The sequence below is a fragment of the Hufsiella ginkgonis genome, from assembly GCF_009834915.1.
GTDB classification, from domain to species: Bacteria; Bacteroidota; Bacteroidia; order Sphingobacteriales; family Sphingobacteriaceae; genus Hufsiella; species Hufsiella ginkgonis.
Window position 1 is genome coordinate 1,049,797 of the sequence record NZ_WVHS01000002.1, and the last position, 22,013, is coordinate 1,071,809.

The window sequence follows — 22,013 nt, forward strand, 5'->3', positions numbered from 1 at the left end:
ACTGTAATTGATCAGGGTACAGGATCGTGCCCGTGTTTTCCCCATGGATGGCATCGGCCGATGCGTTTCAGCGTAAGCCAACCGCCACGAAAAGGTCCATATTTTTTTATCGCCTCCACCCCGTAAGCCGAGCATGTGGGCGTAAAGCGGCAGGAAGGGCCCAGCAACGGCGAGATGGTATACTGGTAAAACCTGATAATGAGCAGGAACAAGAATCCGATAACTCTTGCGATGGCATCACCCGGCTGCTTCATTACAACTTGTTTTAAGTTTTTCCAGCATCGCCTTCATTCTCCTCTCGATAAAATCATACCCGATGACCTCCTTGCCGATAAAAGTAATCCCCAATAACAACTGGAGCTGGTGATCGCGGAGGAAAGCGTACAGCAGCTCTTCCTTATGGAGACGGTAAGCCTCGCGAATGCGCCGTTTTAACAGGTTGCGGTCCACGGACCGTTTAAACCGGCGTTTGGGTGCGCTGATCACGATCTTTGCCGGGAACATCATGGCTTCCGTTTCCTTAAGCCACATCACCTTAAAAGGATATAAAACAAAAGAAGAACCGCTATGGAAAAGCTTGCTAACCAGCTTCTCTCCGCATAACCGTTCTTCTTTACTAAAAGTGTACATTTTGATTGAATAAGCCCTGATGCAGATCAGAAAGGCCTGCAATCAAAATTATGCTTTATGACGACTCTCGTCAGATACGCTCAGTTTTTTTCTGCCTTTAGCTCTCCTGGAAGCCAGCACCCTTCTGCCATTTGCAGTGCTCATGCGCTCTCTGAAACCGTGCTTGTTTCTCCTTTTTCTCTGGGAAGGTTGGAATGTTCTTTTCATGACGTTTTTTTACTATGCTCTAAAAAACAAGAGCGCAAATATAGGAGAATGATTTCAAAAATGCAAGAAATGTTTTATCCTTTGACGGAGGTCCGGGCGGTTATGACCGGCGTGCCGGGCATCGAATATACGCGTGAATTGTTAACTTGCGGAGATGAAAAGAATGCTTTTTTTATTCACCATGCTTATGCCGTTTACCGGTTTCTCACAGGCGAACATGGAAGCGCACTACCGCGTCTATGATGCGGCTCAGAAAAAGGTGATCACCATCGACGAGCTTGTTAAAAACGTAAAGAATGCCGACGTGGTATTTTTCGGGGAAGAGCATAACGACTCGATCGGGCACTACCTGGAAAACCGGATCTTTGAGAAGCTATATGACAACTATGGCGAAAAAATGGCCCTTTCCATGGAGATGTTCGAAAACGACGTGCAGATCGTGGTAGACGAATACCTTAAAGGGCTGATCCGCGAGAAGAACTTCATCAAAGATGCACGTGCCTGGTCTAATTACAAAGACTACCGTACCATGATAGAATTCGCCAAAAGCAAGCACCTGCCCGTGATCGCTGCAAACGCGCCCGCACGCTATACGAATATGGTCACCCGCGGCGGTCTGCCCGCTCTTAACGGCCTGGGGAAAGCAGCGAAAGCCTATCTTGCGCCGCTCCCGATCGACACCGCAACCGGTGCTTACTACGAGAAGTTCGTGACAACTATGGGAGGCCACAGCGCGATGGGCGGCATGAAGATCTACCAATCGCAAAACCTCTGGGATGCCACCATGGCTTCCAGCATTCTTCGTTACCTGAAGAAAAATAAGGATGCGAAAGTTTTCCAGGTGAACGGGCGCTTCCATAGCGACCAGAAATTCGGCGCCGCCGCACAACTGGCCCGGTATGCCCCTAAACTGGAAATTGTGAATATATCAAGCTTTTCCGACAAGGGCTTTCCAAACCCCTCCTGGGATGAGCTGGCCTCGCTGGGAGACTTCATAATCATCACCGACCCGGGCGTGAAACGGAGCTATTGAACATTAAAGGTTTTTCTCTTTCAGCAGGTCGCGGATCTCCGTTAACAGTACTTCTTCTTTTGCAGGCGCAGGTGGAGCGGACGGGGCAGCTTCTTCCTTTCTTTTCAGGGAATTGATCAGCTTCACCATCAGGAACACACAGAAGGCAACGATAAGAAACTGGATAGCGGTGTTGATAAAATTCCCGTACTTGATGGCCACTTCGCTTACCTTATTGGCTTCATCGGCTTTAACCAGCACATACTTCATCTCCTTAAAATCTATCCCATTCGAGATGTAGCCGATCGGCGGCATAATAATATCGTCAACAATCGAAGTAACGATCTTGCCGAATGCCGCGCCGATGATCACACCTACCGCCAGGTCGATCACGTTTCCTTTTATCGCAAACGTTTTGAATTCTTTGAGAAGGCCCATAGTAATCTTTTAGGGTTTTGGAATAGTACGTTCGACGTTATACGTTCTGTCACGGCTATAAATAAGCGCGCAGCCGTGCCTGGTGCCGGAACGTAAAACCCCGAAAGTCAAACTCCAAACCGAAGTTCTTATTTTTCGTTTACACTTCCAAATCACTTGCCGGCCGCCGAACATTTCCCCTAAAACCTTGTTCCGCTAATCAATATATTAATGTAATTTTGGTTTTCTACACACAACATGCTAAGACAAAATCTTCAACAGAAATTATTACAGAAGCTTTCGCCGCAGCAGATCCAGTTCATCAAGCTTTTACAGGTACCTACGCTTGCGCTGGATACGCGAATCAAGGAGGAGCTCGAGGATAATCCCGCATTGGAGGACCTGAGCCTGGCAAACATGAACGAGCCCGTTGAAGAATACCCGGACAAAGACCCGGACGACAACTTCGATAAGGACGACAGCTCTGACGAATTCAACGAGTTTAACGTGGAGGAATACCTCCAGGAAGATAATATCAACGATTACGGTTCCAAGTATGATCAGAACAACGACGACGACGAGGAACGCAAAGAGATCCCGATAGCGATCCAGAACTCTTTTTTCGAGAACCTCGAACAACAACTTAACCTGGTGCCGCTATCGGATAAAGATTTCCAGATCGGCATGCAGATCATAGGCAGCCTTGACGACGACGGCTACCTGCGGCGCGCGGTTACTTCGCTGGTAGACGACCTGGCATTTTCACAGAACGTTTTCGCGGAAGACGAGGAAGTGGAGGAAATGCTGAAAGTGATCCAGTCCTTTGACCCGCCGGGAGTCGGCGCCCGCGATCTGCAGGAATGCCTGCTCATCCAGCTTCGAAAAAAGGACGCTTACAGCCCGGTGATCCAGAAGGCGATCCGCGTGGTGGAAGATTACCTGGACGAATTTACCCGGAAACACTACGACAAGCTGGAACGCATCCTGAATATGGATTCCGACGAGCTGAAAGAGGTAGTGAACGAGATCATAAAATTAAATCCTAAACCGGGCGATACCGGCGAAGCGACCACCAAACAGCTACAGGTGATCCCCGACTTCCACATCGCCAATAACGACGGGATCCTGATCCTGACCCTGAACGCGAAGAATGCGCCGGAGTTGAAGGTAAGCCGCTCTTACCAGGACATGTTCCAGCATTACGACAAAGCATCGCAGAAAGATAAGAAACTGAAGGAAGCCGTTCAGTTTGTTAAGCAAAAACTTGATTCGGCTAAGTGGTTTATCGACGCCATTAAGCAACGCCAGCAAACACTGCTGAAAACGATGAACGCCATCATGAACTACCAGTACGACTATTTCCTCACCGGTGATGAGCGTAACCTGCGTCCCATGATACTCAAAGATATTGCCGACCGGATCGGGATGGATATCTCCACGGTTTCGCGTGTTGCCAACTCAAAATATGTGCAAACGGAATTCGGTACGTTCCTTCTCAAATCTTTCTTTTCTGAGGCTATCCAAACCGATAGCGGCGAAGAGGTATCGAACAAAGAGGTGAAGAAGATCCTGGAGGAATGCATCGGCGGAGAAGATAAACGCCGCCCGCTCGCCGACGAACGCCTTACCGAGATCCTTAAGGAGAAGGGCTACAACATCGCCAGGAGAACGGTCGCAAAATATCGCGAAGCGATGAATATACCGGTGGCCAGGCTGAGGAAGGAGCTTTAAAACGTTTTCTGCGGACACGTTACCTTATACCTGTTATTCAGCAAGATTCCCAGTACAAATTCGTGCGAGCCGTTGCTTACGGTGCGGAGATCCGAGGTAGTAAAATCGTACGAATAGCTCAGGTTAAACAGGTAACTGATATTAAACCCGGCGAGCGCCGAAAACGAATCGTTCTTGCGGTAGCTGCCGCCGAGCCAGAACTTATCGCGGAAAGCGACTTTCATGTTCACATCCACCGAGGTAGGCGCCGGGGATACGTATTTTACCATTACGGATGGAATGGCTGCAATATCTTCGTTCAGAAAGAACTTATACCCCGCAGTGCCAAAAAAGTGCGGAACCTGTTTACCCTGCGTATAGGTATCGTCGTTGGTAAAGTTTATGCGGCGGCTTAATAGCTGCTGCGCCGAAAGTCCCACAAAATAGCGGGCGCCGTATACATAAATACCCGCGCCCATATCAGGCTTTACGCGGTTATTCTCATCTTCTACGATAGCGGGATCTACCGCATTTTCCAGGCTGATCTTATCCAGGTCGAGACTAATGCGCGAAAAACCGGCAGACACGCCCAAAGAAACATTTACGGTGTTGCTTACGCCGATGTGGTAAGCATAGGTACCGTTCACGTCAGTACGCCTGATGGGGCCGGCCTTATCCACCACTGCGTGGAAACCGATGCCATGATGCGGTTCAGAAGCGGCGTAGTTTTGTACGTAACTACGGTTCATCGGGTTGTCACCCTGGCCGCCGAACGAATTAGCGGAGCTCCATAAAAAGTTCTTGCCAAGCGGGGCATGAATAGAAATATAAGAGGTCACAGGCGCACCATCCAGGCCGCTCCACTGGTTGCGGTAACCTGCTTTCACGTCAATGTAGTTTTCAATTCCTGTAATGGCCGGGTTAAGCAGGTAGCTGTTAAAAATGTACTGGGTATACTGCGGCCGCTGCTGGGCAAAGGTCAACGTAGCACTGCATAACAACAACATCCCGGGTAGCCATTTCTTCATAAGCGTTACAAATCGTGCATAAATATAATTAAACGGGTATATCCCCCATAAATTATCTCAGAACAAATGCATTAGGAATATTTCTTTCGGATGACAGATCTACCTCACCACGGCAACATACCCCGAATGCGGCTTCCTGTCGCGGGCCTGTATCACGTAATAGTAGGTCCCCACCGGCACGGGGTTTCCATTGGAGGTGCCATCCCATGGCTGGGTATATCCGACAGACATAAATACCCGGATGCCGTACCGGTTAAACACCGTAACCAGCACGTCGGGATAGCTATCGAGGTAATTGATCGTCCAATGATCGTTGATCCCGTCGTTATTGGGGGTAAAAGTATTGGGAACTTTAAAATCAGGGATCACGCGCACCTCCAGCTGGTCGGTCCGGGTGCAGTTCTCCCCGGTAGTGATGGTGACCGAGTAAATGGTGGTTTCTTTTGGCGACGCTACGGGATTTTTGATATCATCGCGGCTCAGGCCTGCGGACGGCGTCCATTTATAACGAATGTTGTTGCCATCTGCGAAGATGTTCATTTTCTTTTCACCGTCTACCAGTATGACCATGTCAGGACCGGCTTCGAGGGAGGGCGCGAATGCGTTTACTACACGCACGGCGGGTTCGCTGGTACACCCAAGCGAATTGGTTACGCGGAGCGCTACCGGGTAATTGCCCACCTTAGCGAAGGTGTGATTAAAAGAGCCTCCGGATATCCGTTCCACGGTAGTACCGTCGCCAAAGTCCCAACTCCATTTAACGATCGTCCCTTCGGCAGGCTGCGATGAACCGGTGAAGGTGAATGTGTTGTTCTCGCAGGTTCCGTCGGTATTGGCAAAAACGGCGACCGGCAGCGGTCGTACCGTCACCGTATGTTCGGCTACGTTACTGGTACAACCGGTGCCGCTGGCCACGCTGAGCTTAACGATATACGTTCCTGGTCGTGCGTAGCTATGTACCGGGTTTTGCTCCGAAGAAATTTCGCCATCGCCAAAATCCCAGGTCCAGGTACTTATCTCCTTAACCTTGTCGGTGCTCTTATCCGTAAAAGAGATCCCCGTTTTAGCGCAGGCCGCCGTCGCCGCGGAGAAGTCGGCCGTCGGCGGATCGTACACATCGAAAATAAATTCGATGTCCTGGAAAGCCAGGTTACAGCTTCCTACGCCGGCATATTGGGCAGTGACTTCCACATTCCGTTGTCCCGCGGTTTCAAAGGTCTTGGTTTTCGGATGAAAGTATTGATAAAGTGTTTTGCCATTCTTCACAATAACCTTCGGAACAGGATTCGGGTCAAAAACAACTTCAGAGCCGTCGGCGAAATTATAGCGGAGACTTATTGCGGGTTCATTTAACACCAACCTGAATCTAAAATCCTCCAGCGTACAGGCGTTTGATAATTCAGGACCGGTCTCCTGCCCCCCTGTTACTCTTACCGCCGTAAGCGTCTGTGTGGAGGCAAGGTTCGTTCCCGCTGAATAGGCATACGATTCGTAGTCACCAAATCCGTACGCGATCGCGTTAAAGCCTTCGCTCGCCGAAAGCTTGAAGTAATTCCCGTTCAGGATCAATTTAAGAAAAGAATACCCGGAAGTACCCATCGCGGTGAAATTACCCGCCGGCATGGCGCCATTGATCCTGAAGCTCGCCGCGGCTGTGGTCTTGATCAGCACGTTCAGGTATTTCTCCTGGATATTCTGCAGCGGCGATGAGAACACCGTAATATTCGAAATATTGTACTCTACCGGGTTCAGCAGCACCATATCCGGGTCGCTGGGCGCGCCTCCGGCACAATCCTGTGTAAGCGCATATTGGGCTACCGCGATGGGTTTATCGGCAGTGATCATCGACGCAGCCGTGGCAGGCGACGGCAGCTCATAAAACTGTCCCGCATTTAAGGTAGCGATCACCTGGTTATCCGAGCGCACCGTGGTCAGGTCCTCTTTAGCAACTACCCGGTAAATACTGCCACGGGTACGGGCGCTTTTTCCGCCGGGACGCTGTGTGCTGAATGGGACAAATCCGTAAGTATTTCCCCAGCTTTCTACCGGGTAAGCCTGTTGGTAAAGCGGGTCTGCCGAAATATTGCGGGGAGAACAATTAGGGGCATAAATGGTAGTGGCCGAGCTTCCCGTAAAAACGGCAATTCGTTTACAGCTGGAAGTGGACGGATCTGCCTCAACGATCGTCCCGGTAAGATCCTGGGTATTTGTGTATTCATACACATCGCCTTTTTGGGGAAGCCTGATACGCACAATGTTACCGGTGGGCTGGTTATTTTGCCGAACGCGGATAAGCACGTCGGTATTGTCATCAGCAGCTACGATGGTGATCATCGAAAGCCGGGGTTCCAGGTCGGCATCGGAAGTGGGATACTGGTTGTAGCTCATCGCGATGTAACGCTGGCCGAGCGCATTTTCGGGAAGGATCAGCGAAGCTGCGGAACGCGCTTCCCCATAAATATGACCGTATACCACCACCCGAGGCTGCCCGGGATTTACAGAAACCCTGATGACCTTTTTTTTAATGACCTGGTCCTTGTCGGCACTGCTGATATAAGCCTGGTCCCTGGGAATGAGGATGCTGATCACCGCTTCTTTGGCCGGATCGAAATCGAACGGGGTGGAGAAGTTGCCGACCGAAACTACGCCCGACGACTTTTGACGGCCCGTGATCAGGATATTATACTTTGCGAGGGAAGGTACCGGCCTTCCGATACCGGTACTTGCGGAGCCGGGCACGTGCGTGGGAAATACGGCATAAAACTCCGTACCTTCGTTCGATACGTTTTGCGCCAGGCAGCGGCCCGCGAATAACGAAAACAACAGGCACAGCGATAACACACATGCGTGTGCCGCATAGCTAACTTTGTAAACAGAAGCAATATTTGTATAAATACGCAACGGCAACCCTCCCGGTCTTATTGATTCCTTCACAACGCAGAAACTACCCGCCGGATTGTCCTGCAATAAAAAATTGACGGTGCAATCTACTAATACCTCATGATTTTTGCAGCTATGGCTAATTTCTTTATCTTTACGCGATGATCGCGCACTTCGTGACATTCACAAAAAGATTTACCTATACCGATAAAATGACTAACAGCTTATCTGTCAGCTCACCTTTAAAAAACCGATTCTCATGAAAATCTTTGTAGGAGGACTACCGAAAGATATTACGGACAGCGATCTGCTCGACGCTTTTACCGATTTTGGACAAGTAAGCTCTGCCAGGGTGGTAACTGATAAAAAGACCGGTATCAGCCGAAGCTATGGATTTGTAGAGATGCCCGACCGCGAGCAGGCGATGCGCGCTATCGAGGCACTGCATGAAGCGGTGGTCGACGGGATGACGGTAAGCGTAAAAGCCGGAGTTGAAAAAGTGGAACCACCTAAAAAGCCTTTCGTAAAAGGAGCGCGCAAACCTTATGGCAATGCCCCTGCCAAAAGCGGCTATGCGCCTAAACGGAACAAAACCAGTGCCGGTGTAAACGGGAATACCTATAACAGCAATACCGCAGGCTCCAGCTATGCATCAAACACGAACTACAACGGCAACAACGCAAACAGCTATAACCAGAGTACCAGCGGCGACAATGCCACCATCCGCACCGGCGGATACCGTAAACGTACCAATGGAACTTCCGGGCCAGGCACACGCCCCCGCACCGAAAGAAAGCCTTAGAGCTGTACTTCTTTTTGCGGCTCGTACTCTTTAGCGGCCAGGTAGCGCTCTGCTTCCAGCGCAGCCATACAACCTGTTCCGGCTGCCGTTACGGCCTGGCGGAAGATCTTGTCCTGCGCATCGCCGCAAGCAAATACGCCATCGATGTTGGTTTGCGTGGTACCCGGTTTGGTGATCAGGTACCCTGTTTCGTCCATATCGAGCCAGTTCACAAAGATGTCGGTATTGGGCTTATGCCCGATGGCCACGAAAAAACCGGTAACCGGGATGGTCGACTCCTCGCCGGTGCTGTTATTTAACACGCGGACGCCCGTTACATTCTGGCCGTTCCCCATAATTTCCCGGGTTTCGGTATGGTAGTGGATCTCGATATTAGGCGTATTAAGCACCCGGTTAACCATGGCCTTCGAGGCGCGGAATTCTCCTTTACGTACCAGCATATGCACCTTGCGGCAAAGCTTTGCCAGGTAGGTGGCTTCTTCTGCGGCGGTGTCGCCGGCGCCAACGATCGCCACTTCTTCTCCCTTGAAGAAAAATCCGTCGCAAACCGCGCATGCTGAAACGCCGAAACCGTTGTATTTCTGTTCGCTTTCCAGGCCGAGCCACTTGGCGGAAGCGCCGGTTGCCACGATCACGGTATCGGCAGTGATCGTTTTATGCTCATCCACCACCACGCGGTGAGGCAGCGAGGAAAAATCAACCGAAGTGACATATCCGAAACGGATCTCCGTGCCGAAACGCTCTGCCTGCCTGCGGAAATCTTCCATCATCTCCGGGCCCATAATGCCGTCCGGATAACCGGGAAAGTTTTCTACATCGGTAGTTTGGGTGAGTTGTCCGCCGGGGACAATCCCGGTATACATTACCGGTTTCAGGTCTGCACGGGCAGCATAAATAGCGGCAGTATAACCGGCCGGACCGGAGCCTATAATGAGGCAGTGAACGTGTTCGTTTTCTTGTGACATTGAAGTATTTCGAAACACAAATTTAAGGGTTTATTAAGGGTTGTACAACAGGTATCAGCCGGAGGACGACTAAAATGACGCGGGATAAATAATTCTCCTGTAATTTATCGAAAGATGACAAGCGCCAGGAAATAAGATTAAAATTTTCTATAAATTGCCTAAAGTCGTATTTTATTTCTTAATAATTAAATGTATGTTCATTTTCTGGGGCGCACAGATTTATCCACCTTTGGCTTGATTGTCCTATTCATCAAACGATGATCAGGTTTGTATTACACCCGGGTTGAACTTCTTCACGATCGGGGATTGGTTGGCCGCAGCAATCCCCATCGAGATCACCTTCCTTGTTTCCAGCGGATCGATGATCCCATCCACCCACAAGCGTGCAGATGCGTAATATGGCGACGTTTGACTATTATACCGCTCGCTGATCTTCTTGAGGAGTTCCGCCTCTTCTTCCGCGCTGATTTCCTGTCCTTTCGCCCGCAGGGCAGATTCCTGGATCTGCAAAAGTGTTTTCGCCGCCTGGCTGCCGCCCATTACCGCCAGCCTCGCCGAAGGCCAGGCAAATATCAGCCGGGGATCATATGCCTTGCCGCACATGGCGTAATTACCTGCACCATAAGAATTTCCGATAACGATGGTAAACTTAGGGACGACTGAATTGGCTACTGCGTTTACCATTTTAGCCCCGTCTTTGATGATCCCGCCCTGTTCAGAGCGGCTGCCCACCATAAAACCCGTTACATCCTGGAGAAAAACCAGCGGGATTTTCTTCTGGTTACAATTCATGATAAAACGGGCCGCTTTATCAGCAGAATCCGAATAGATCACACCGCCAAACTGCATTTCTCCTTTTTTTGATTTCACCACTTTTCGTTGGTTAGCTACGATGCCTACCGCCCAACCATCGATCCGGCCAAGCCCGCAGATTATTGTCTGCCCATACAGTTTCTTATATTCTTCAAATTCTGAATGATCGGTGATCCGGTAAATGATCTCCAGCATATCGTACGGGCTCTCGCGGCTGTCCGGCAGCAGCCCGTAGAGTTCCTTTTCGTCTTTGACGGGGGGGGCCGGTTTTACACGGTCGAATCCTGCATTTTCGGGGAGCCCTGTCATGCTCATGATCTTCTTGATCGAGTCGAGGCACGAGGTATCGTCCTTATGCTTGTAATCCGTCACCCCCGAAATTTCGCAATGCATGGCAGCGCCACCGAGGCTTTCGTTGTCAATGTCTTCGCCGATGGCGGATTTCACCAGGTAACTTCCCGCGAGAAATACGGAACCGGTGCCTTCTACGATCATCGCTTCGTCGCTCATGATCGGCAGGTAAGCGCCTCCCGCCACACAAGAGCCCATAATGGCCGAAACCTGTATGATCCCCTCGCTGCTCATCCGTGCGTTGTTCCGGAAGATGCGGCCGAAATGCTCTTTATCCGGAAAGATCTCATCCTGCAGCGGCAGGAAAACGCCTGCGGAATCTACCAGATAGATCACCGGCAACCGGTTTTCCATGGCGATCTCCTGCGCCCGCAGGTTCTTTTTCGCCGTCATGGGGAACCAGGCGCCGGCCTTCACCGTGGCATCGTTGGCAATGATAACGCATTGCCGTCCTGACACATACCCTATACCGCAAACCACCCCGGCCGATGGGCAACCGCCATATTCGGCGTACATACCTTCCGCCGCCAGTGCGCCGATCTCCAGCCATTGGCTTCCGGGGTCGATCAGGTAACTGACGCGTTCGCGGGCCAGCATTTTACCCCGCTCTTTTTGTCTGAGCGCCGCCTTTTCGCCGCCACCGGCAAACGCTTTTTTTAGCCGTGTGCCCAGTTCATAGCTCAGCTGTTTGTTAACATCCTCATTCTTGTTGAAGTTCAGATCGGTCATAATGGTTAGTAACTAGGCGTTTACGGGGATTCACGGTTGGGGGTACGGATAAAGCTATGGTATTTTCGCAGCTTTATCCAAAGGAGAAACAGGGTTACCAGGAATATGTTCCGGTACCGTGCAGGAAAAACGGTCAGGTAAGGTTTCGGTCCCTGAACCAAACTTCATCGGGTTTAGCGTCGTACTTACTCATCTTTTCCACCAGCGTCTGTGGATCTGGTTCATTGAAGACCAGTTCCCTGTTCGCCGGCTTCAGGTAGCGGTGCCGTACCATTACGTCCATCTGGGCAAACAGCGGATCGTAAAAGCCGCCGATATTCAGAACGCCGACCGGGTTTCCATGTAACCCCAGCTGCAGCCAGGTCAGTACTTCGAAAAACTCCTCCAGGGTACCGAATCCGCCTGGGAGCACGATAAATCCGTCAGACAGATCAGCCATTTTTTGCTTCCGCTGATGCATGTTTTCAATGATGATCAACTCCGAAATCCCCGTATGCCCTACCTCCTTATCTACCAGGAACCGCGGGATCACCCCGATCACCTTGCCGCCCCTGGCGAGTGCGGCATCGGCTATAAGGCCCATTACGCCTACTTTACCGCCACCGTAAACAAGCGTGATGTTATTGCGGACGAGGATCGCCGCCAATTGTTCAACCGCAGCAGATAACGCCGGATCACCATTAAAATTTGAGCCACAAAAAATACAAATCGCCTTTAATTTCATCGGGCAAATGTAACAAGACTTAAATAAAAAAGGGAGCCGCTATGGATCTCCCTTTTCCTCAATCAAACAAACAAGTCTTATTTATTCGTCATGTAATATGCTGGTTATCAAAAAGAATAGTGTAAGGTTACGCCAAAAGTACGTTGATCCCCCAATACCCCTGCATAATGCCCGGCATTGCCGCCGGCCGGCAATAGTTGTTCGAAATAGTTCTTATCAAACAGGTTACGGCTCCAGATAAAAGCCGAGAGGCCCGAAGTCGCCCTGAAACCCGTCCTGGCGTTAACCAGCGTATAGCCATCGATATTCAAGTATTTTGACGGAGACGGGCTCGAAGAAAAATGCGACCGGAAAGATCCGTCGGCCGCGAAAAAGAATTTCGAGCCGTGGCTTACAAATTTAGCCGCAGCAGAGAATTCGCCTCCGAGCGATCCGGCCCATTTCGATACACCCGGGAGTACGCCGCCCGAGATATCTTTAAAGGCTATTTGTACATTGCTGCTGTTGGCAAGACCTGTTTCTTCCAGCGGAAGCGGTGCATTGGTAAAGCGAACATACTTGGCATCGGTATAGGCGCCGGCTCCAAAGAACGAGAAATGCTGCCCGCCCCTGATATTGGCATCCAGCTCCACCCCTTTTACATTTACCTTTTCGGCGTTGGCGATGTAACCGCGGTTAACGCCAAGTTCGGCCGACTGAACGTTTGTCTGGTAATTTTTAATATCAGAATTATGGAAGGTTACGTTGAAGGTGAGGTTATCTGCGGGCGTGGTTTTAACCCCAAGTTCATAATGTTTAGTGTCTTCGGGCTTGATAACCGCCAGGTCTGTCGCTGCAGCGCCATTAACGGTAGGGAGACCGGCGACGTTCACCCCAACAGGCTTGTAGCTGGTAGAATAGGTAGCAAACGCGTTGATACGGCCGGTGGGCTTGTAAGCCAGGGTAAGCTGGTAGGTAAAATTATTTTCATCCGCATCTGCAGCGTACGACTGGCTGCTATATACACCATTTTTTAAAGCGATTAAGGCGGCATCTGTAGTTTGGAGACCACCTTTCGCAACACGGTCGTATACGACGTCTTTTTTGTCGTAGTTGAAGCGCACACCGGGTAATACATGGAATCCCTCGAAGATCTGCCAGTCAAGATTAGCAAATACCGCCGCGCTTTTCGACTTGATAGAAGCCTCCGTATAAATTCCGTACCCCTCGAACAGGCCCGGTGTTTTCCATAAAGCGCTGGTCGAGCTTTGCGAAAAGCGCCATTGCGCGGAACCAGACTCTTCTGTACCATGGATTTTAACCTCCTGGTCGAAATAGAATACGCCGACAACGCCGCTAAGCCTGGACGACAACTCCCCGGCGTACCTCACTTCCTGCGACCAGCTCCTGTGCTCGGCCGGGTTCTGTGATTTTGCGAGTGCCTGGAGACCGGTAAAATCCCTGTCGTTAGACGGGTCCCAGTTCCAATAGCGCCATGCCGTGGTAGAGGTGAGCGTACCGAACCCGATCTTTGAATCAACATTCAGTGAAACGCCGCCCAATTGGTTGCCTGACCTCCATGGGGTGTCGTGATCTATCTTGCGGTCGAAAGCATTCAGGCTTGGCAGCGTGTAATTAAGATCAGCAATGATGGCGTTAAACTGGCGGTATGCAGGTCGTAACGTAGTAACCACGCCTGCCACTACCTGGGCATAACCATCCGGTTTTTGATCTGATGCGTCGCCCGCGAGCGTGATGGCCGTATTTTCAGATGGTTTGAACAGCAGCTGACCGCGAACGCCCAGGTTATTGATGTCATTGGTCGCTCTTCCCGTTCTTACATTCTCAACCAGGCCGTTACGCTGCGTCCCAGAAAAGGAAAGACGGCCGGCAAACTTCTTGCTTAACGGTCCTGTAACCGAAGCTTTGGCCTGGATATATCCATAATTGCCGAAGCTGGTCTCGAAATCGGCGTCGGGGATAAAACTAGCCTTCCTGGTGGTAATATTGATCGCACCTGCTGCGGTGTTTTTACCGAACAGGGTGCCTTGCGGACCACGTAATACTTCAACGCGCTCTACATCGATAAAGTCGAAAGTGGCGGCGGCCGGTCGTGCGTAGTACACGCCGTCCACGTAAAATCCCACACCCGGGTCGAGACCGTCATTGGTAAGCCCGAACGGCGAGCCGATGCCCCTGACGTTGATACCCGTATTGCGGGGATTTGACGTATAAAGCTGGAGCGAGGGAACTACCTCTTTCAACCGGTTTACGTTGAACGCGCCCGACTGTTCTATCTGGGCGCCGCTTACCACCGAGATAGGAATTGGCACATCCTGCAGCACCTCCGCACGCCGCCTGGAGGTTACCACGATCTGGTCAAGCAGCGCATTTTCTACGAGCACTAATTCCAGCGGAGTATCCTGGAGCTTCAGCACCTGGAAGTCCTGGGGAGTATAACCAACCGAGCTAACCCTGATGTAGAACGGCGGCTCTTGCCTTGCATTGATGCTGAAGGCGCCATTGTCATCTGCGCTTACGGAAACCGTGGTGCCTCTTATCGCCACCGTTGCGCGTGGTACCGCCTCCCCTTTGCCGTTCTTTATCACGCCGGTTAACGTGCCCTGGGCAAGCGCCGCCGTGTTTGGTAAGAGCAGAACGAATAAAGGCAAAAATTTTATTACGTAAAGTAAACGTTTCATAATGTGAGTTGGATATAAAAAGTTGTGTTAAGGAATGATATGTTACCGGGAAATAAACGAAGCTGTCGGGAAACAGGTCCCGTTCAGTTGCAGGAGACGCAACAACAGCAGCAACATGGAGATGAAGAATGAATGATCCGGTTCATTAATTACAAAGTCTATAGGATTAATAGACAATTATACGGTGAGAGATCGGATGCTGCAAACTTTTTTTAAAAAAAGAAGAGTAAAAGGAGAAAGCGGGAACAGATTCTATTCTCCATTCCCCATTTCTCACCTCGAATAGTTGGGCGCCTCCTTCGTAATGGTAATATCATGCGGGTGGCTTTCTTTCATCCCTGCCGCAGTGATCTTCACGAACCTGGCTTGCTGTAATTTTTCGATGGTGGCTGCACCGCAGTAGCCCATGCTTGCCTTCAGGCCGCCAACATACTGGTACATCACTTCGGCGAGCGTGCCTTTAAATGGAACGCGGCCCACGATGCCTTCAGGCACAAGTTTTTTGATATCATCCTCCACATCCTGGAAATAACGGTCTTTAGAACCCGATTCCATCGCTTCGATGGATCCCATTCCGCGATAAGACTTAAACTTTCTCCCTTCGTAAATAATGGTTTCGCCCGGAGATTCCTCCACTCCGGCGAATAATGAGCCCGCCATAATAGAGCTTGCACCGGCGGCTATGGCTTTAGAAATATCGCCGGTATGTTTAATTCCGCCATCGGCTATAACGGGAACACCGGTTCCGCGGAGCGCCTTAGCGCATTCGTAAACAGCATATAACTGTGGAACACCTACCCCGGCTATGATCCGCGTGGTACAGATCGAGCCAGGACCGATGCCTACTTTCACGGCATCTGCTCCTGCTTCGGCCAATGCCGCGGCGGCTTCGGAGGTGGCGATGTTACCTACAATTACCTGGAGATCAGGAAACGCCGCTTTTACCTCCTTCAGCATACTGATCACGCCTTTAGAATGGCCGTGTGCCGTATCGATGGTCACCACGTCCACACCCGCTTTTACCAGGGCATCTACGCGATCGAGGGTATCGGCGGTTACGCCCACCGCTGCTCCTACGCGCAGCCGTCCGTGCTCGTCTTTACAGGCGGCCGGGTAATTTTTTACTTTTTGAATATCTTTAAACGTGATAAGGCCGATCAGTTCGCCGCGATCATCAACCACCGGCAGTTTTTCGATCTTCATATCCTGCAGGATCTCTTCCGCCTGCACCAGGGTGGTCCCCTTGGGAGCGGTGACCAGGTTTTTTGAAGTCATTACTTCGCTGATCGGTCTCCTCATATCCTTCTGGAAGCGCAGATCGCGGTTAGTAATGATCCCGACCAGGATATTTTCGTCGTTAATTACCGGGATCCCCCCTATACTATGCCCGCGCATGATCTTGAATGCATCTCCTACCAGCGCGCGTTCATGGAGGGTAACGGGATCCTGGATCATCCCGCTTTCAGAGCGCTTAACCTTACGTACCTCTTCGGCCTGCTGCCGGATGCTCATGTTCTTATGCAGCATGCCGATACCGCCAGCCTGTGCGATGGCGATGGCCAGACCCGACTCGGTAACGGTATCCATAGCCGCAGACACCACGGGGACATTTAGCCGGATCTTTTTGGTAAGCCAGCTGCGCGTGTCTACCTCGCGCGGCAGTACTTCGGAGTAAGCAGGAATTAACAGGACATCGTCATAAGTAAGGCCTTCACTTACGAATTTTTCTGGATCAAGATACATAGCAAACAGGGTTTTAGGAACGCTTATTTGCCGGGCAAAGGTATGGAATCTTTTTGGAAAGTTATGTACGTTTAACGTCAAAGCCTACCGCTTGCCCACAATCACTTTCTCCATATCTTCAAACCGCAGGTACTCGTTGGCCAGCCGAAGCAGCTCATGAGGCGAGATCGTTTTAATCACCTCTAGGTAGCGGTCATAATAATCGTAATCCAATCCGAAAAAATGAATGTTCTTAAATTTATCGGCATGTGAGAACGCATTCTCCAGGCCGCCGAGGAACGACCCCAGGATATAATTTCTTACCAGCCCAAGCTCCTCCCCGCCCACCGGTTCCTCTTTTAACAAAGTGATCTCCTTTTGAATTTCGTTAACGGCAGCGCTGCATACTTCCGCCCCGACCTCGGAAGAGATAAAAAAATACCCGGCATGCTGCATCGACGCAAGGCCCGAGCCGATGCCATAGGTATAGCCCTTGTCTTCGCGGATATTTGCCATCAGCCGCGAGCCGAAATAGCCGCCCAGAATGGTATTCAGCACCTGCAATCCCGGGAAATCTGCATGCGTACGATTTACCGACAACTGCCCGATCCTGATAGCAGACTGCAGCGCGCCCGGCTTTTCTACGTAATGCTCCTGCCCTGCTCCCTTCGAAAAAGTAAAATTGTTTTTTCTTGCGGGTGCGCCGGAGTCTGCATCGCTGCCAAAATATTCGCCGATCGCGTCGATCATATCGCCCGTTACCCTGCCGGCTATCATGATGGTGCAGTTCTTAGGACGGTAGCACTTCTTAAAATAATGCTGGAGATCCTCCCGGGTCAGCCGGTCATAATCGCCGGCCTGTACCGGGAAGCCGTAAGGCGTCGTTCCGAACAAGGCGTACGAGAATGCTCTCCTGGCAACCACGTCGTTCTTTTCCAGGCTCACCAGCAGCTTTTGCTTTTGGTTACGTTTAAAAGTTTTAAGTTCCTGCCCCGGGAATATCGAATCTGTGATCACCTCCCGCACCACCGGCAATACCGATCGAAGGTGCTTATTTAACGTATAAAGCACTACGGACGATTGATCAACACTGTGCTCCATCTGGATAAATGCACCGTAGTAATCCACGCGCCCGGCTATTTCCGAAGCTTTCAGCTTGCCTGTGCCGTCGTTCAGCATGGTATTCACTGCCTGGGCCTGCAACGGTTTTGCAGCATCCCAGTTTACGTTCTGGTAAATAAACTCAATCCGGCAAAGCTCCTGGTCGCCGGCATCGATTGTAAAAATTTCTATCCCGTTTGGCAGCACGTGCTTAAGCGGGCGTATAAGCTCAATATTTTCTACCTGCCTGAAGGCAGGCGCTATTTTTCTATCCATTTTTCTTTCTTATCAGGATGCCCGTAAAGCTTCCGGGGTTTCGGCTACCTTTCCCGGCGTTTCGGCGAGATAGTACATTACAGAGGCGTTTTGTTTGGTAAATACCTCGCGGGCCCGGTTCCGCAGATCTTCGGAAGTAACGGCCAGGTATTTTTCGGTTTCCCGGTTCAGGTCCCCGGCATCGCCAAGAAGCTCGAAATAGGCCAGGTTCATGGCCTTATCCAGCAGGCTCATCTCCGCAAAAGCGGCAGTCGATTCGATCTTGTTCTTAATCTTGGTAAGTTCATCGTCGCCAATCAGCCCGTTTTTTAGCACATCCAGCTCTGCCCAAAGCGCCGCTTCCGCCTGTCCGGGCGTTACGCCGGCAACCGGTTTACCTTCCAGGATAAACAGGCCCGGATCAACACTGCTGGTATGATACGCGTTCACTTCGCTGAAAAGTTGCTGCTCTTTTACCAGGCTGAGATAAAACCGTGAAGATTTCCCCCTCGACAGGATATCCGACAAAAGGTCCGACTCATAAAATCCGCCGGTCCTTCTTGCCGGGATGTGAAATCCCATATAGATCGCGTTCACCGGTACTTTCGCTTCCACCACCAGCCGTCGCTCTGCGGTTTGCGCAGGTTCCTGCACCAGGTTGCGCACATATTTTTCTCCTGCGGGGATGTTCCCGAACCATTTCTCCGCCAGCAATTTAACCGCAGCCGTTTCAACATCGCCGCCCACCACCAGTATCGCGTTTTGCGGGTTATAATGCTTGTAAAAGAACGCTTTCACATCTTCGATCTTTGCGTTTTCGATATGGGAAAGATCTTTACCGATTGTGGCCCACTGATACGCGTGCTCCCGGTAAGCCAGCGGGCGAAGCTTAAGCCACACATCGCCGTATGGCTGGTTAAGATATCGCTGCTTAAACTCTTCCGAAACCACGTTCCGCTGTACTTCCAGGCTTTTCTCGCTGAACGCCAGCCCGAGCATCCGGTCGCTTTCCAGCCAGAAGGCGGTTTCTAGATTTACCGCTGGCAGTGTGATGTAATAATTGGTGATATCATTACTCGTAAAGGCGTTATTCTCCCCGCCAACGCGCTGTAAGGGCTCGTCGTAACTCGGCACGTTTACCGAGCCGCCAAACATCAGGTGCTCGAATAAGTGGGCGAATCCTGTTTGTTCCGGGTTTTCATCCCTCGCACCTACATCGTATAATATGTTCATCACCGCCATGGGGGTGGTTTTGTCTTCATGCACAATCACCCGCAGCCCATTTGCGAGTGTAAACCGGTTAAATTTTACCATGTAGTTTTCTATCGTTTATAATCCTCCGGCCTGAACTTCCATCGCCTGTGCGACCAAAGCCAATACCGTGGTTCCCGAATAATGAGGCGCTCCAGGCACCTCACATGCGCTTCGGTAATTTCGTGCTCCTTCATTTCGGCCGGGTTCTCTACCAACGGCACAAAATTGCAGCTATAGTACCCTCGCTTCACCACCCTGACATCACAGAACACGACAGGATAATTGGTTGTTTTTGCGATCTTCTCGATCCCAAGGAATACCGCTGTCGGCTGGTTTAGAAACGAGGTAAAAAACTGTGTTTCGTGCTTTACCGGGGTTTGGTCGCTTAGGAAAACCGATATGGAAGGCTCACGCCTGAATTCCGCGATCTTTCGCAACGTAAGTTTCATCGGCACCATTACCGCCCCAAACCGCGACCGTACCTTCCTGGTGAAATCCTCGTAAATTCCGCTCGCCAACGGCTTATAGATCACCAATGCTTTTTTATCCGTTAACGACCCGATCGTAGCCGCCATCTCCCAGTTGCCGTAATGACCGGCGGCCAAAATAACACTTTTTCCATCAGCAAAATACTTGTGCAATACCTCCGGGTTAAGAAATACGAAATGTTTGGCCGCCTCCTTGTAAGGAATGGTGATCATTTTTACACATTCCACGATCAGATCCGATAAATAACGGTAATAAGCCTCTTCAATTTCGGCGCACTCTGCTTCCGTTTTTTCCGGGAAGGCGTTGCGCAGGTTCATACGGACCACCGGCCGGCGGTATTTCACCACGTGATACAGCACCAGGAAGATGAAGTCAGAAACAACGTACAACACCCCAAACGGCAGCAGCGAAAGCAAAAACAGTAACCCGATGGCGATCCTTGTCAATCCCGATCTTATCATTAAGGCGATAATTTGAACATTCAAACTTATCAATTATTCTGTTTTCCCTATCTTCCGTCCGAAATTAAACCCAGGAATGACTTTCAACCTCACCGGGAACCTTGTTGATATTGCAGGATCCGCCATATTTCCCGCAACCATTTTCGTAGAAAACGGACGGATCACCCGGATCCTGCCGCTGGAATCGATGGCGGATCCCGGGGCTCCTTTTATCCTCCCGGGATTTGTGGATGCCCACGTACACATCGAAAGCTCTATGCTGGTGCCTTCGGAATTTGCCAGGCTTGCAGTGGTACATGGTACCGTAGCCACGGTAAGCGACCCGCACGAGATTGCCAATGTTTGCGGCATGGCCGGCGTAGAATTCATGATCGAAAACGGCAAAACCGTACCGTTTAAGTTCAATTTCGGCGCACCGAGCTGTGTCCCCGCCACTTCATTTGAAACCGCCGGCGCCCGGCTCAACGTAGCCGAAGTGACCGCACTGCTTGAACGCGACGATGTTAAGTACCTGTCGGAGATGATGAATTTCCCGGGCGTGCTGTCTGACGACCCCGAAGTGCTGCAAAAGATCGCCGCAGCCCACCGGCTGGGCAAGCCTGTTGATGGCCATGCACCCGGGCTACGCGGTGAGAAAATAAAAAAATACGGTGGCGCAGGCATCAGTACCGACCACGAATGTTTTACGCGCGAAGAAGCCCGGGATAAACTGGACCATAACATGAAGATCCTGATCAGGGAAGGAAGCGCCGCAAAGAATTTCGACGCGTTGATCGGTTTGCTGCATGAATACCCGGATAGCATCATGTTTTGCAGCGACGATAAACACCCCGATAGCCTCATAGCCGGGCACATTAACCAGCTATGCGCCCGTGCGGTACAACAAGGCGTCCCGTTATATAACGTCCTGAAAGCGGCTTGTATCAACCCGGTCATACATTATTCGCTCGACGTCGGTTTGCTGCGGGAAGGCGATACCGCCGATTTTATCCTGCTAAAAGACCTCGTGCGTTTCGAAATTGTTAAGACTTACATAAACGGTATCCTTGTCGCGGAAGACGGCGTCTCGTTTATCGATCGCCAACCGGTGGTGCCGCTCAACCAGTTCAATTGCGAATCCAAAGTTCCCGCCGATTTTGCCGTTCACACCACAGAAACCGTTCCCGAAATAAACGTTCCCGTAATAGAAGCGCTTGACGGGCAACTCATCACCAACAAGCTCATGCTAGCTGTGGCGGTAACGAACGGGATGATCCGTCCCGATCTTAGCCGTGATATCTTAAAGATCGCCGTGGTGAACCGTTACCACGAAGCACCCGTGGCTACGGCTTTTATTCATAATTTCGGCCTTAAACGGGGCGCGATTGCGTCGTCGGTAGCGCACGACAGTCATAATATCGTAGTAGTTGGCACCAGCGACGAAACCATCGCCCGGGCCGTCAACCTGGTGATCGGGGCGAGAGGAGGCATCAGCGCGGTGGATGATCATGTACAGGCGCTCGTGCTTCCGCTCCCGGTAGCCGGCCTGATGAGCGATAACGATGGTTACCGGGTGGCGGCCGCCTACACCCATATCGACGCTTTTGCAAAAAATCTGGGCTCAACCCTCGCCTCACCTTTCATGTCGCTTTCTTTTATGGCACTCCTGGTCATCCCCTCACTTAAACTGAGTGATATGGGGTTGTTTGACGGGGAGAAGTTCAGCCTGGTTAACGCCTCACGTTGACCCAATGTAAAATAACCCCCCTCCCATTCTCAATCTGGATCGCTACTCGCTATCTT

18 protein-coding genes are annotated in these 22,013 nt (G+C 50.9%); 4 read left to right on the forward strand and 14 right to left on the reverse strand.

Annotated features, from left to right (window positions below; genetic code table 11):
• Window positions 1-11 precede the first annotated feature (11 nt).
• From yidD to rpmH, 3 genes are read right to left on the reverse strand one after another with little or no spacing between them, the layout of a single operon-like run.
• Window positions 12-254, reverse strand: a complete 243-nt coding sequence (gene yidD, locus GS398_RS11495; protein ID WP_160906898.1) for a membrane protein insertion efficiency factor YidD — start codon at window positions 252-254, stop codon at window positions 12-14.
• Entirely contained in the window at window positions 238-630 is a 393-nt protein-coding gene (locus tag GS398_RS11500; RefSeq protein WP_202406023.1) for a ribonuclease P protein component, read from the reverse strand. The genes yidD and GS398_RS11500 overlap by 17 nt, the downstream gene beginning before the upstream one ends.
• 48 nt (window positions 631-678) lie before the next feature.
• Window positions 679-837, reverse strand: a complete 159-nt coding sequence (gene rpmH / locus GS398_RS11505; RefSeq protein ID WP_160906899.1) for a 50S ribosomal protein L34 — start codon at window positions 835-837, stop codon at window positions 679-681.
• 154 nt (window positions 838-991) lie between these two features.
• Between rpmH and GS398_RS11510 the strand changes: the two genes are divergently transcribed.
• Window positions 992-1,870: a ChaN family lipoprotein gene (locus GS398_RS11510; RefSeq protein ID WP_160906900.1), complete on the forward strand. Its 879-nt coding sequence runs from the start codon at window positions 992-994 to the stop codon at window positions 1,868-1,870.
• 3 nt (window positions 1,871-1,873) lie between these two features.
• On the opposite strand, the gene mscL is transcribed toward GS398_RS11510, so the two are convergent.
• Window positions 1,874-2,287 (reverse strand): large-conductance mechanosensitive channel protein MscL, encoded by a 414-nt coding sequence (gene mscL, locus GS398_RS11515; RefSeq protein WP_160906901.1) that lies wholly within the window; start codon window positions 2,285-2,287, stop codon window positions 1,874-1,876.
• Between the two features lie 237 nt (window positions 2,288-2,524).
• On the opposite strand from mscL, the gene rpoN reads away from it, so the two are divergent.
• The gene (rpoN, locus tag GS398_RS11520; RefSeq protein WP_160906902.1) at window positions 2,525-3,997 is read left to right on the forward strand and encodes an RNA polymerase factor sigma-54; all 1,473 of its coding nucleotides are present in this window, start codon (window positions 2,525-2,527) and stop codon (window positions 3,995-3,997) included.
• Here the strand turns inward: rpoN and GS398_RS11525 are convergent.
• Entirely contained in the window at window positions 3,994-5,004 is a 1,011-nt protein-coding gene (locus GS398_RS11525) for a PorP/SprF family type IX secretion system membrane protein (protein ID WP_160906903.1), read from the reverse strand. The genes rpoN and GS398_RS11525 overlap by 4 nt on opposite strands.
• A 99-nt stretch (window positions 5,005-5,103) precedes the next feature.
• Window positions 5,104-7,827, reverse strand: coding sequence for a PKD domain-containing protein (locus GS398_RS11530; protein ID WP_160906904.1), 2,724 nt, complete (start codon window positions 7,825-7,827; stop codon window positions 5,104-5,106).
• A 316-nt stretch (window positions 7,828-8,143) separates the two neighbouring features.
• Between GS398_RS11530 and GS398_RS11535 the strand changes: the two genes are divergently transcribed.
• The gene (locus tag GS398_RS11535; RefSeq protein WP_160906905.1) at window positions 8,144-8,686 is read left to right on the forward strand and encodes an RNA recognition motif domain-containing protein; all 543 of its coding nucleotides are present in this window, start codon (window positions 8,144-8,146) and stop codon (window positions 8,684-8,686) included.
• Here GS398_RS11535 and trxB read toward each other — a convergent pair.
• The 8 genes from trxB to GS398_RS11575 form a co-directional block, all read right to left on the reverse strand.
• Window positions 8,683-9,651, reverse strand: a complete 969-nt coding sequence (gene trxB / locus GS398_RS11540; RefSeq protein WP_160906906.1) for a thioredoxin-disulfide reductase — start codon at window positions 9,649-9,651, stop codon at window positions 8,683-8,685. The two genes, GS398_RS11535 and trxB, sit on opposite strands and share 4 nt — an antisense overlap.
• 261 nt (window positions 9,652-9,912) lie before the next feature.
• A complete protein-coding gene (locus tag GS398_RS11545; protein WP_160906907.1) occupies window positions 9,913-11,544 on the reverse strand; it encodes an acyl-CoA carboxylase subunit beta in 1,632 nt (543 codons plus the stop codon).
• Between the two features lie 133 nt (window positions 11,545-11,677).
• A complete protein-coding gene (locus tag GS398_RS11550) occupies window positions 11,678-12,268 on the reverse strand; it encodes an LOG family protein (protein ID WP_160906908.1) in 591 nt (196 codons plus the stop codon).
• A 107-nt stretch (window positions 12,269-12,375) separates the two neighbouring features.
• Window positions 12,376-14,949 (reverse strand): TonB-dependent receptor, encoded by a 2,574-nt coding sequence (locus GS398_RS11555; protein WP_160906909.1) that lies wholly within the window; start codon window positions 14,947-14,949, stop codon window positions 12,376-12,378.
• A gap of 273 nt (window positions 14,950-15,222) precedes the next feature.
• Window positions 15,223-16,692, reverse strand: coding sequence for an IMP dehydrogenase (gene guaB / locus GS398_RS11560; protein WP_160906910.1), 1,470 nt, complete (start codon window positions 16,690-16,692; stop codon window positions 15,223-15,225).
• 84 nt (window positions 16,693-16,776) lie between these two features.
• Window positions 16,777-18,048, reverse strand: a complete 1,272-nt coding sequence (locus tag GS398_RS11565) for a M16 family metallopeptidase (protein WP_160906911.1) — start codon at window positions 18,046-18,048, stop codon at window positions 16,777-16,779.
• Between the two features lie 12 nt (window positions 18,049-18,060).
• On the reverse strand, window positions 18,061-19,341 hold the full coding sequence (locus GS398_RS11570) for a M16 family metallopeptidase (protein WP_160906912.1): 1,281 nt from the start codon (window positions 19,339-19,341) through the stop codon (window positions 18,061-18,063).
• 8 nt (window positions 19,342-19,349) lie between these two features.
• The gene (locus GS398_RS11575; protein ID WP_160906913.1) at window positions 19,350-20,231 is read right to left on the reverse strand and encodes a lysophospholipid acyltransferase family protein; all 882 of its coding nucleotides are present in this window, start codon (window positions 20,229-20,231) and stop codon (window positions 19,350-19,352) included.
• Between the two features lie 76 nt (window positions 20,232-20,307).
• Here GS398_RS11575 and ade point away from each other — a divergent pair, with 76 nt between their 5' ends.
• Window positions 20,308-21,957, forward strand: coding sequence for an adenine deaminase (ade, locus tag GS398_RS11580; RefSeq protein WP_160906914.1), 1,650 nt, complete (start codon window positions 20,308-20,310; stop codon window positions 21,955-21,957).
• The last annotated feature ends 56 nt before the right edge of the window (window positions 21,958-22,013 follow it).